The sequence below is a fragment of the Alteromonas sp. ALT199 genome, from assembly GCF_018619335.1.
Classification (GTDB): Bacteria; Pseudomonadota; Gammaproteobacteria; order Enterobacterales; family Alteromonadaceae; genus Alteromonas.
Genome location: NZ_JAHHDX010000164.1, coordinates 17,013 through 29,485 on the forward strand (window position 1 = coordinate 17,013; position 12,473 = coordinate 29,485).

Sequence of the window (12,473 nt, forward strand, 5' to 3'; positions counted from 1 at the left end):
TTGTGGCCAATAAGTCAGAAGTTCGAAACGCTAAAGTGGCGTTGTAACTTACGGTTTTGTCGTTCGTTTTTTATATAAGATTTTCAGATTATAAACTTGCGCAAAAAAACATCTCTGACTAGCTTTAGGTTATTACAAGTTATACGGAAATAATTGGCTTGTCGGTCCTACCATATAAACCTGCGTTTAATGAAGCTAAAAGTACTTTTATATTAGCTGCTGTACTTGCAACCTTGCTGATTGTGTTGGTTGTTAGTTTGTTTGAAAGCAACATAAAAGCGACGGCGGAAAGTCAGGCTTTCGAGGCTTTAGAGAAAAGCGCGTTAAGCGTGGAAAACGTCGCCGAAATGCAGTTGGTCAAATATCTCAATGCGCTAAAGTTTCTGCACCAGACACCGCCGATAAGCGGAATAGTTAGAGCTACGCAGAATAATAAGTTAGACCCTAAAGATAGCACCACGCTTAACCAGTGGAAGCACCGCTTAGAAACCATATTTGTTGCTTTTATCGAAAATAACAAAGAACTCGATCAGTTAAGGATAATTAGGGCCGATGGGGAGGGAAGCGAGTTTTTAAGAGTCGAGCGCGAAGGTGGGAGCGTTTTAATCGCCAGCAACACTGATTTACAGGCGAAAGCAACACGAGATTATTTCATTGAAAGTGTAAAGACTAATAAAGGCCAATTTTACATTTCTGATATCAATTTAAATCGGGAATATGGAAAATTAGAATTCCCCTACAAGAGTGTCATTCGGCTATCATTACCAATCTTTAGTGAAAGTGGTGAGCGCTACGGTTTTTTAATTATGAACGTCAACGCGCAGTACCTGCTTTCGCAAATGACGCAAACCTTACCGAGTAACCAAGCGCTATATGTTACAGACCGTGATGGATATTTTGTAGTACATCCCGATAGCCAAAAATCCTTTTCAAAAGACTTGAACCCTTCTGTTACATGGCAGAGCGAATTCTCAGTATCTCAATTCAACGGGCGCACCAAGATTACGCCTAAAAATGAAACTCAAAACGCGCACTACGCTGTTTCTAGGGCATTCACGCTAGGTGCAGAAGATCAGGGCACAGCGTTTTACTCTCACATACTTCTACCGCAATCTCAAGTTAGTGCGTTGATAAACGAAAAGCGGCTGAGCGTTTACAGCGTGATTGGCGTCATCTCGATTATCTTTGTAAGCATTCTGCTTTTTGTATATCGCAGTAATAAAAAGAATATTGAATTAGCCAAAGTGCGTGGTGAATCAGTCGCTATTGTCGATATTTCAAAAGATGCCATTTTTAGCGTAGATTCAATGGGTATTGTCAAAAGTTGGAACAATGCTGCAGAGACACTTTTTGGCATCCCACCTCAAATAATCATCAATCATCATTATTCGTCTTTCGAGCCATTGGCTTTGTTAGGGCTAAAAGAAGTGCTTGTTAAAGGTGGTAAACAAGTTACGTTTACCAAGTCTTATGTAGATGACGACAAAGATGTACATTCGCTATTGATAACCGCGTCTACAATATGGGGAGAGCATTCACAGTTTTCTGGTGTTGCTGTGGTAATAAGAGACGTTACGGACGAGCAAAAAGCAAAAGAAGCTATTGAGCGAGTGAATTTAAAGCTTGAAGAAAAAGTGGTAAGTAGGACCAAAGAGTTGGTCGAAGCAACGCAAGAAGCGCGTAAAGCAAGTAAGGTAAAGAGCTCGTTTATTTCTAATATCAGTCATGAAATGCGCACGCCTCTCAACGGGGTAGTTGGCTCTTTAGCTTTATTAAAACGCCAACCGCTCAACGAAAAGGCAGAGCAGTTGGTTTCCATGATGGAAATCAGCTGTAACAACTTAAACGTACTCATCAACGACGTGCTTGATCTTTCAAAGATAGAGGCGGGTAAACTGGATATTAATAAACAGGGCTTCGATCTGCTGTCACTCATAGAATCCATCGCTAAGGTATTCGCAGTAAAAGCGGCGGGTAAAGGGCTGCAGATACTTGTTGATACGACGGAAGTACCAGCATTAGAGATCAACTCTGACCCCCATAGAATTAATCAGATATTGAGTAACTTGTTGAACAATGCAATTAAGTTCACCGAGACTGGACACGTCGTACTGAAAGTGTCGTTAAGCGACCGGGCAGCTAATAGTAAGCAATTACATTTTAGTGTTCAGGATACAGGTGTTGGCATAGCAACAGATAATCAGCCCAAGCTTTTTTCAGCATTCACGCAAGCAGATGCCTCTGTGGCTACACAATATGGTGGTACAGGGCTTGGGCTATCCATTTGCAAGCAGCTGTGCCAATTGTTAGGTGGGGATATCACGTTTGAGTCTGAGTTAGGAAAGGGGAGTAAATTTTCATTTTATGTTTCGGTCGCTGATACTACCTTGGGCAAGTCTGTAAAGCTTGATCAAATTCAACAAGAAGAAAGAGAATTGCTTACCAATATCAACATTGGTGTTTCGTCAGCTTATTTACCTCTACAGGAACATATCTGTAAGCTAAGTAAATATGTGGGTGCCATGCCAGAAGTCCTAGAAAGTGTTGCCGATAATATTAAATGGACCGATTACGATATTCTAATACTTGACGAAACGAGTCTTTTAATTGATGAAATTGACAAAGGGTGGCAGCAACACAAAGAGACAGAGAAACCAGGCAAAATGCCCGTTGTCTATATCCTTCAAAAGCTAGCAGGCGCACCGTATGAGTTTACACATTTAACACCGTTGTATTTGCCCAAACCGCTGTTCCGTTCAACCTTCATTACTGTGAAACAAGGCGTAGGTGCTTTTCAAAAAGATGGTTGGCTAAAAACGGTTACGACTTCAGACATAAACGGTAATACACAAAAACCAGCAAATAAGAGTGAAGAGAAAAGCAAATCGACCTTGTCGATTGAGAGCACACACCTACTTATTGTTGATGACAACATGATAAATAGAGAAGTGGCAAAAGGCGTATTAGAGTGTTTACCGTCTAAGGTGTTTACCTGTGTAGATGGAGAAGAAGTTATCGCTTTTCTTCGTAAATGCGAAGATAAAGGACGCCAAATCCACACTATTCTAATGGACTGCCAGATGCCAAACATGAATGGATATGAGGCAACTCGCGCTATTCGAGAAGGAAAAGCTGGTGCAATGCATGCAGATGTTCCAATCATTGCAATGACGGCTAACGCCATGCTTGGTGAAAAAGAAAAGTGCTTGGAGGCCGGAATGAACGACTTTGCAACTAAACCGATTATTGCAGATGTACTCATTCCCAAAGTCAAACAGTGGTTAGTGCACCGAGTTACGGTACTAGCCGGCGCTGATGCTGTTGATTCAAAAACGACTGCTTCAGAAAAAACGGAAAATGGCAGTCATAGTGAAAGGAAGCCTCCCTTGGTGGATTTTTTGTTAAATGCCATAGATAAAGAAGTGAACCACGACGCGGAATCAATGAACGTTTCGGATGACATACAGGACTGCAGCGCTAGTAACAATACCTCTTCGATGGATGAGTATAAATGCCTTTTAAATCAATCTGATAGCGTTTCTGATAGGCAGATTAATGCAGTTAGTTCTAAGTGTTGGGATAGAGAAGAAGCCATCGCAAGGATAATGGGTGATAAAGCTTTGTTCTCTCGGGTTTGCAATCTTTATTTTCAGAGCGCACCAGATAAATTCAAACTCTTAGAACGGGCGGTAGAAGAGCGAGACTTTTCAAAAGTACAGGTTTTGTCGCTTAAACTTAAAGATATGTCAGCTGACATTGGCGCAGTGCAGTTGCAAAAAGATTTCGAATCCCTTTGGGAATTATCAAAAGTAGCCGATTGGGTAAATGTTAAAGCGTTACTTCCTTCTATAAATGACGATCTCAAAACATTCTTAGAGCTTCTTGACGTGGCCTAGATTCTCTTTATTTTCTGTGTCATCTTGAATCATAACTAATATGATAATAACGTCGCTTACTTGTGTCGATTTTTAATGCCAAGAAACAAAGCGGTGTTTTTAAATTGCAAAGGAGTCAACTATTTGAATCTATTTAACCTTTTTCGCCAACCAAATAAAGTTCGATACACGCTGTGTGCTGTTAGCGCGCTAGTCGCTTCGCTATCCTTGACAAATACCACAGCATTAGCGGCCAATCCCCAGCAAGAGAAACCGCGTGTAGCCATTGCTATCCATGGCGGTGCGGGCACAATTCTAAAGTCATCAATGACGCCAGAGCAAGAAGCAGATTACAAAAGGGTTTTAACCCAAGCTGTGCAGCACGGTTACGGGTTGCTAAAAGAAGGCAAAAAAGGTGAAGTAGCGGTGGTAGAAACCATCAAAATTCTTGAAAGCTCGCCTTTATTTAACGCAGGTATCGGCGCTGTGTATACCTTTGACGGAGAACACGAACTCGACGCATCTATAATGCACGGCGGTAGTAAAAATGCAGGTGCGGTTGCGGGTGTAAAAACAATTCGAAGCCCAATTGAGGCGGCCTTACTTGTGATGAACGAGTCACCACACGTAATGCTTTCTGGAGTAGGCGCTGAAGAATACGCAAAACAAAACGGTCTTGAGCAAGTGGATAACTCGGTCTTCGATACTAAGTTTCGCAAGCAGGCTCTAGATAAAGCGAAAGCCCGTATGGAGCAAGCCTCAAATGGGTATGGTATACAGCAGGGTAACGAGCGCTTTGGAACCGTAGGGGCGGTGGTATTAGATGGCGAGGGCAACATAGTTGCCGGAACATCAACTGGTGGAATGACCGCGAAAAGATTTGGGCGCATTGGCGATTCCCCCGTCATTGGTGCAGGCACCTATGCGGATAATTCAAGCTGCGCCGTATCGGCTACTGGGCATGGTGAATATTTCATTCGATACAATGTGGCAGCAGATATTTGCGCGCGAATGAAGTATCAAGGGTTAACACTAAACGACGCTGCAAATACAGTAGTGAACGACGTGCTTGTTAAAGCCGGTGGCGATGGAGGCGTGATTGCCATCGACGCTAATGGTAACGTTGCGATGCCTTTTAATTCAGCGGGTATGTATCGCGCGAGCATCGACATAAATGGCAAAGTAACCGTCGCTATTTATAAAGACTAAATACCAAAAAGTGGTTGTTATTTTAATGTTAATTTTGCTGGCTTGTCTCCAATGAAACGTCTAATCTTAAAGTGTGGGGGAAAATTGCTTTCACATGTGGTTAATAATAATTGAAGTGCCGTAACGCCAAATAAGTCGCAGTATCGGTCACATTAGGCGCCACGGCTGGAGAATCAAAAATGGAATCGTTGCAAGTCAGTGATTATATGAATACTCACCCAGTCAAACTAAATGTCGATATGCCGGTAGCGCAGGCTGTTGAAGTGCTGTTAGCCAGTGGGCAAAGTGGGGGACCTGTGCTTGATGTAAAGGGAAAAGTGGTGGGCTTTTTATCCGAGCAAGACTGTATCGCTCAAATGATAGCGTCGAGCTACTACCGCGAGCAAATTTGTAGGGTAGGGGAAATCATGAAAACGCCGGTGGTTTCGGTTAAGCCTTACATGTCAGTGATTGAGCTAGCGCAATTGCTGCTTAAGGAAAAGCCGCGGGTTTACCCGGTAGTAGATGATGATGGTGTGCTTTTAGGCTCAATTAACCGAACGGCCGTACTTCGCGCCATTGACGTTCAATTAAATGATGGGTATCAGCGAGCAGGCTAACTGATTTTGAAGCGCTGTAGCTTATTATGGGGCTGCTTTATAACTGTTGCTTCAAAGTCACTTCTGTTAGAAAGTCGGTGTATTGGAAAAAGAGGCGTTAAGTTGTTTAACGCCTCTTTTAATATCAGCTTCTACAAATCTTATTTGTTACATAACTTCGTAAATCTAACGTTTTCCTTTAACCAGCTTTCTTATTGAATGTTTTAGCGATGTGCCCGTCACTAACTTGAAGTTTTGTGTTTGGCTTGGCATAACGTTTCGGCCATCTTGCACCACCCAAAGCCCCTCGGTGAACCCTCCTCCAAGATTTGCATTGGTTACATCAAGCCCGTCTGTTTCTGATGCACCGTCTATTCGCCGTGCCTTGTCGGCAGTGATTTTAATGAGACCAGTAAGATTAAGTGCGTCAGGGTTTTCGTTTTGAATTTGATAGATAGCGTAACTGTCATTGCCTTGGCTAGAGGCAATTAGATAGGTTTTTCCGTCCACTTCAAAAAGAGCCAGCCCTTCTACATCTGCTTCTACAGGCGCGGCTATTTCAGCTATAAAGCGAGGAACTTCGTTGTTTTTGCTTACATTTAAGGCCCAGATCCCAGCACCTTCTTCACCTAGGTAGGCTGTGTTTGTTTTAGTATTTACCACGCACCCTTCAGGTTGAGATGGTAGCGAAAAAGACTGTGTTAAGTGCCCATTGATGGTTTTGGCTGTATCTATGGATACGTGATATCGTTCAAAGCGTCCGCTTGTATCGTTTGCAAACACTTGCGCTACGCCATCTGATACAAACATACACAGGCCATAGATATCACTAAGCGTAGTGCTAATATCACCAAGAAGTGTCATGTCCCCACGTTTATCAATTTCAAATACTGACAAAGTGTTGTTTGAACGGTTTGATGCTACTGCGATATCAATCGTCGACGCGTCGCTTTTGGGACCTTGGATTTGTTCGACAAATACATTGTAACCCACGTCAACGTTATTCACTCTGCCAACAGGCAGGCTTTGCAATAGCTTGCCTGATAAGTCGTAGCTATTAAGTGCGCCTTTTTTGTCTGTGCCGATAACGCGACTTTGTTGCGGTGAGAGTGAATTAACCCAAATGGCTGGGTCGTCAGCGGCATCACCATAATTTTCCACTGGGTCGGTTTCTATTACAGGCGTAACATTGAGAATTCCATTTTCACTTTTCGAAGTTCTCGCTTCTACGCGGCCATCGTTTGTGTTGGTGGTTGTTGTGTGGGTGTCTTTGGTATTAACTTCCACTAGGCCAGAATCGCACTGACTATTAAGTAATACGTTTGATGGTAGCTCAGTAGAGAAAAAGTCGCCCGAGTGGTCATCGTCAACAATAAGAGAAATGTTTTGTTCTTTGCCATTTAGCGATAAGTGTACGAATTCGGGCTGAATAAAGGTAGTTTTGCTATCTGCATTGTTTACTTCAAACGCTGAGGTGTCCTCACCCCCATCATAAGTAAGCGAGACAAACTGCATCAGACATGGGGTTTGTAACCATACTCCACTGACATCTGGGCTAACCCAAGCAGAGACACCCATGCTATCTTGATTCGATATTGAGGGTAGGGTGGCTACACCTTCAATAGAAACATCTCGATCATGGAAGATGAGTTTTTTTGCTAGCTCACTTTCAATATTGGTATCTAGCTGCCATACGCCGGCATGTTCGTCGGCTAGATATAAGGTTTCAGTATCGGTATTTAGAGCGCAGCTTTTAATGCCCGGCCCTATCGCAAAGTTACGAAGCGACAAAAAACTTCCGTTGTAAACTTCATACTGATTCAGTGTGCCTGTAGCATCTATATTGATGACTTGCAGTTCGCCATTACTCGATGTTGCAGCGCAAATGGCTTCAGAGCCCGTGGTTAGTTGATTTATTTGTTGCTGAATTTTAAGAGACTCTGGAGCGATGCGAAACACTTCTACGTGTTGAGTGTCGTTGTTAAACATTACCAAAGACACCCATTGCTTCGTTTTATGCAATACAACTTCAGCATTAACTACGCTGTAGTTTCCCGCAATGACTTGTTCCTTTCCTGCCGAATTGGTTAACGAGACACCCTGGTATTCATTCACGGCGATATTGATAACGTGGGTGTCTTCGTTAGTGTTTTTCTTTGTTATAGCTTGAGTGTCTTTGCTGTTCTTTGCATGGGTGTCATTGTAAGCAAGTTGCGGCGTATTAGCATGGATGTCCTTGCTAGTGACGCTTTTGTAGGGCAAGGCTAGGCTAAAACCGTTTTCAAGTTTTGTTAGAGGTAACACCATTTCTTGTGTTTCGTTTTTTGTCAGTAGGTGTTGACTGTCTGGTGCAATATTCGCTGTGTTGCTATTTGCAGTGGTAGCGGCTGCGCAACTAAATAAAGATAAGCATGCGCTTGAAATCGCCGCTGCTCTACCTGCAGCTATAAAAGAATGTTGAGTGTGACGCTTTTTGGTCATTGTTGTTATTATCCTGAAACTTTTTGAGTGTAAGCACATGCTCTACCGAACGAGTAAAGCATGGCCTGGAAGAACTAAATGGGGAGGTCGGAAACATATTGACCTCACCCTTACCAATGGACTGGCTATCGATAAACGTACTTAATTAAGCTGCCAGGTAAAGCCAAGCTCAAAGGTGCGCCCGTACTCTTCATACTGTGCATTTTGGCTGCGCGTATCAAAATAGTTGTAGAAGGGTTCGTCACCCAAGTTAATGCCGTTGAAATAGACCTGCATACTGTTGTTAATATAGTAGCGTGCCATGAAATCAACCTGAACGTGATCGTCTTCGAATCTCAACATGTCGCCATCAATTTCTTCGAAATTGTCACTCTTATACGTGGTAGCTAAACGTATGCTGAAATCATTGGCTTCGTATCCAATGGTTAAGTTGCCAATGCGGTCTGACTGGTTCGGTAATTGAGTTTCGAATTTTTCGCCGTCTAAGAAAGTTGTCGCTTCTGAGTCGGTAAAGGTGGCGTTAGCAGAAACAATAAAGCCGTTATTGAAAGCTTTTACCCAAGAAAGTTCTAAGCCCGTTAAATTGGCAGAGTCACCATTTATTGGCTGTACAACTTCTTCAAAACCTTCCCAGCCTGTGGTGCCTGCTACATCAGCATATACAACAAAGTTGTCAATATTCTTGTAGAACAACCCTGCTGACATAACGCCAATATCGCCTGGGTAGTATTCAATCGATAAATCGAGGTTTTGTGCTTCATAAGGCTGAAGCTCTGGGTTGCCAACTTCCGCTTCCCGTTCAGTGACAAATACGCCATCGTCTTCTTCTGTTTTGCTCTCGATGATTTGGAACGCGGCTACGTCTTCAAATTTAGGTCTTGAAATTGTTTGCGTGTAAGCGGCGCGAAGCTGAAGTCTATCTGAAAATGTATATCTGGCGTTTATGCTGGGTAGCCAGTGGTCGTAGTCGCGCTCAGCTTCCCATGGTGTGTTAACGACTTCTTCAACGTCGGTTTCTTCGTTTTCTACTAGCTCTACTCGCATACCAGATGTAGAAAAGTCGGTGCGCTCATAGCGAACACCCGCAACAAGATGAAGCTTATCAATGTCTACGCTACCCATGATGTAAGCAGCAAAAATATCTTCTTCATTTACATAGGTAGCACCGCGAGACTCTACTTCAGAATTTAGGCTGTCTAATTCTAGACTACCGCGGTTGTCGTTGAAGTAACTGCGCATTTCACCTCGATCGAGCCCTGGTCCGAATTCATCGAGTGAATAGCCTGGACTTGCAGCGCCAAACTGAGAAGCATCTAACTCGTCAAAGTCCCCGTCGAAAATTGCAATGCTGCTGTCTCGGTCTTTTTCTCGGCTGCGGTATTTAGAACCCATTTTTAATTCGCCAATGTAACCACCAAGATTAAGAGGGCGTGCTACATCGAATTTAATGCTGGTTTCGGTGTCTTTGGTATAGTTGTCTTCAAAGCTTATTTCATCTACCTCGTAGGTTGATAAATCCATTGCATCAGCGTTTTGTGAAACAGTAGGGCGTATTGTGTTTAAGTCTGCGTCAATACTGCCATTTTCAGTTTTAAAGACGTAGTACAGGGCATCAGGCTCATCTTCATCAGATTTCGCATAACCAAGCTGCCAATTGGCTGTCCAAGTTTTTAATTGATGTTCACCACCTAACGCCACGGTAAATATACTTTGGCTTTCGAAACGGTCTTTACTTTCTCTTTCTATTTCAGAGTCTTCGCCGTCGAACGTAAATATGTTGCCCTGGCGAAATTCATCGTCAGAAAACTCGCTATAGAGTGTGCGAAGAAAATACTCGTTGTTGAAATCGGGGCGAAAATCAATATTTAATGCACTACCTAAACGCTCGCGGGTTATGGTGTAATGACGCTGTTCAAGTTCATCATCACCATTACTTTCTACATTGTCTGAACCAAAGTCTCTGTCAAAATACGAGATAGCGCCAGCCACACCCCACTCAGGTGATAGCTTCCTAGTGAAAGTGCCAGAAAGCTTAGGGCTGGTTTCATCACGCAAGTCGTTTTGACTTGCCTGTACCGTCACGCTCGCGGTATCACGCGCTTTGTCAAACGCACTTACGCTTTTAACCGCTACCGAGCCACCAATAGCATCGCCGTCCATATCTGGGGTTACTGACTTAGAAACTTCCAAGGTTTGAATAAGCTCAGATGGAATTACGTCTAATGCCACTGAACGAACACCCGACTCCGGTGAAGGGATATTTAAGCCATTGATGGTCACGTTATTCAGGTTAGGGTCGATACCACGGATCCCAACGAAACGACCTTCACCTTGATCTCGCTCGATAGATAAACCGGGTAAGCGTTGCAACGACTCTGCGGCGTTTTGATCTGGAAATTGTCCAATGGCATCAGCTGATACAATGGAAGAAATGCGGTCTGATGCTCTTTGCTGGTTGATTGCGCTTGCTTGTCCGCTTCGTTGTCCACGTACCAAAATTTCGTCAATAATGTCGCCGTTTCCAAGCTCAACGGCCGCTCGGGCAATGCCGTTATCTGTCACCTTAATGTCTTGAGTGACGGTTTCTTCACCTAGGTAAGAAATCTCTAGTGTGTAAGTACCCTCGGGAATAGACGGAAATCGAAACGTACCGTCTCTGCCTGCTTCTGTGCTTATTCCTAATTCGACAATCTTTATTTGTGCACCAGCATAGCTACGTGCCTTAGCGGCATCTTTTACAGAGCCGATAATTACGCCATCAGCAGCTGCAACAGGTGAAGCCACGGTGAGACCCAATGCCGTTATACAAGCAAGTGTAAGAGATGAGTACGCGGTTTTAATTTTCATTTATTTTCCAAACAATTAAGCAGTCAAAAGATGTGATAAGCAAGTGGGTAAGTACACTAGAAAGTCTGCATGACAGTTATATGACGATATGATGGAGGGGAGGGCTCGTTTTAAGTAATCTAGACACGTTTTTAGTTTGTTGAGCTAAAATGACCCTGAATTAACCTTCTGAATTAATTAGTTTTATTGTTGGTTTTTATCGCTATTTGAGCACTTTGCCATCAAGATGTCACATTGGTGAGCCAAACTGACCCTCGACAGTTTCAACAGATTTGGGCAAGACTTCCGTTCTATATTGAGCGCTTTCGCACGTAGATTTTGTGTGTGAGGTAGTTCACCACGAAATATTCCCAAAGAGAGCATTATGTTTACTTTTTCAAACGCAACACAATTTAGGCATCACAAGCTTTGGCTAGTATTTACTGCGGGCGTAGTGACGCTGGCGGTTTGCTTAGCTTCTATATTCGGTGATGCAAAAGAAAGCGCTGTGATATCAAACCTAGATATTTTAGGGGAGGGAAGCATCGCTTTTTTAACCTTGGCATGGATGCTTGCGGCCCTTGCCAGCCGTCCACCAGGCAAGGTAACTAGCCTTTTAACGATAGGGCTAGGCTTGTTTTTGTTTTCAGTCAGCCTGGACTTTTTAGATGAGTTTTTTCATTACCCAGAAGAAGCTTACTGGTTAAGTATGATCGAGTCTTATCCAGCAGCTGTTGGGATGGTGGTGATGACAGCGGCGCTTTATCAATGGCATTTAGAACAACGGGCCTTAAATTTGCAATTGCGACGTAGGGAGTGGGATTTTCGCGATCACAACGCCATCGACCCCATTACGCAACTTTATCGAGCAGAGTATTGGAAAGAACAAATTCACAAGCAACAGCGCTCAGGTAAGTCAGCCGTTCTAGCCATCATCGATATTAATAATTTTTCCCTGTTCAACCAGAAGCATGGGTACACGGAAGGTGATAGATATCTGCATGACATTGCGCAATTGGTAATTATGAATTTACGACAGCAAGATTTAGCTTGCCGCTATGCTGGTGATCGCTTTGCGATTTTAATGCCGGATATTTCGCCCATGCAGGCTGACCTCATTCTCAATGATATTAAAGCGAGTATCCAACACCTTGCTTTTAGGCACAGCCAAAATGCGAATGCGATTTACACCACCGCACGCAGTACTCAAGTAACTTTGCTGCCCAACCAGCGACTAGCAACGGTGCTTAATAGCATGCTGTTGGAGCTTGAGCGAACTCATGATAGTGCAGCTTAATAAAGTAAGTTCGTCGAGGATAAATGAAGACACCTGCGGTGAGTAATTTATGGATTTAACACTACCACTAAAAACGCCGCGAGCCTCTAAGGGAACGGATGCTTACACCAAAGGCGCTAATAGTAATCATGCCGAAAACTCACCTGCTATGGGTGTCTCTGCAAAAGGAGATGCTGATGAGCTTGGTATGGGTGTCTTTGCAAAAGG

Annotated in this window: 6 protein-coding genes; 4 read left to right on the plus strand and 2 right to left on the minus strand. The window is 43.4% G+C overall.

Annotated elements, in window-relative coordinates; translation table 11 throughout:
• Positions 1–158: 158 nt before the first annotated feature.
• The 3 genes from KL866_RS19000 to KL866_RS19010 all read left to right on the plus strand — a co-directional run bounded on the left by KL866_RS19000 (position 159) and on the right by KL866_RS19010 (position 5,683).
• Entirely contained in the window at positions 159–3,896 is a 3,738-nt protein-coding gene (locus KL866_RS19000; RefSeq protein ID WP_214996505.1) for an ATP-binding protein, read from the plus strand.
• Between the two features lie 123 nt (positions 3,897–4,019).
• Complete coding sequence (locus KL866_RS19005; protein ID WP_025254931.1) at positions 4,020–5,084, plus strand: isoaspartyl peptidase/L-asparaginase family protein; 1,065 nt, start codon at positions 4,020–4,022, stop codon at positions 5,082–5,084.
• 179 nt (positions 5,085–5,263) lie between these two features.
• A complete protein-coding gene (locus KL866_RS19010; RefSeq protein WP_025254932.1) occupies positions 5,264–5,683 on the plus strand; it encodes a CBS domain-containing protein in 420 nt (139 codons plus the stop codon).
• Positions 5,684–5,848: 165 nt separating this feature from the next.
• Here the strand turns inward: KL866_RS19010 and KL866_RS19015 are convergent, their stop codons facing one another.
• On the minus strand, positions 5,849–8,143 hold the full coding sequence (locus KL866_RS19015) for a phytase (protein WP_214996507.1): 2,295 nt from the start codon (positions 8,141–8,143) through the stop codon (positions 5,849–5,851).
• A 141-nt stretch (positions 8,144–8,284) separates the two neighbouring features.
• Positions 8,285–10,990 (minus strand): TonB-dependent receptor, encoded by a 2,706-nt coding sequence (locus KL866_RS19020; protein ID WP_214996510.1) that lies wholly within the window; start codon positions 10,988–10,990, stop codon positions 8,285–8,287.
• A 364-nt stretch (positions 10,991–11,354) separates the two neighbouring features.
• On the opposite strand from KL866_RS19020, the gene KL866_RS19025 reads away from it, so the two are divergent.
• Entirely contained in the window at positions 11,355–12,266 is a 912-nt protein-coding gene (locus tag KL866_RS19025; protein WP_214996518.1) for a diguanylate cyclase domain-containing protein, read from the plus strand.
• Positions 12,267–12,473: the final 207 nt, after the last annotated feature.

Coding starts and splice junctions, on each gene's coding strand:
- KL866_RS19010 (WP_025254932.1), top strand. CDS start 5,264: ATGGAATCGTTGCAAGTCAGTGATTATATGAATACTCACCCAGTCAAA.
- KL866_RS19015 (WP_214996507.1), bottom strand. CDS start 8,143: ATGACCAAAAAGCGTCACACTCAACATTCTTTTATAGCTGCAGGTAGA.
- KL866_RS19020 (WP_214996510.1), bottom strand. CDS start 10,990: ATGAAAATTAAAACCGCGTACTCATCTCTTACACTTGCTTGTATAACG.
- KL866_RS19025 (WP_214996518.1), top strand. CDS start 11,355: ATGTTTACTTTTTCAAACGCAACACAATTTAGGCATCACAAGCTTTGG.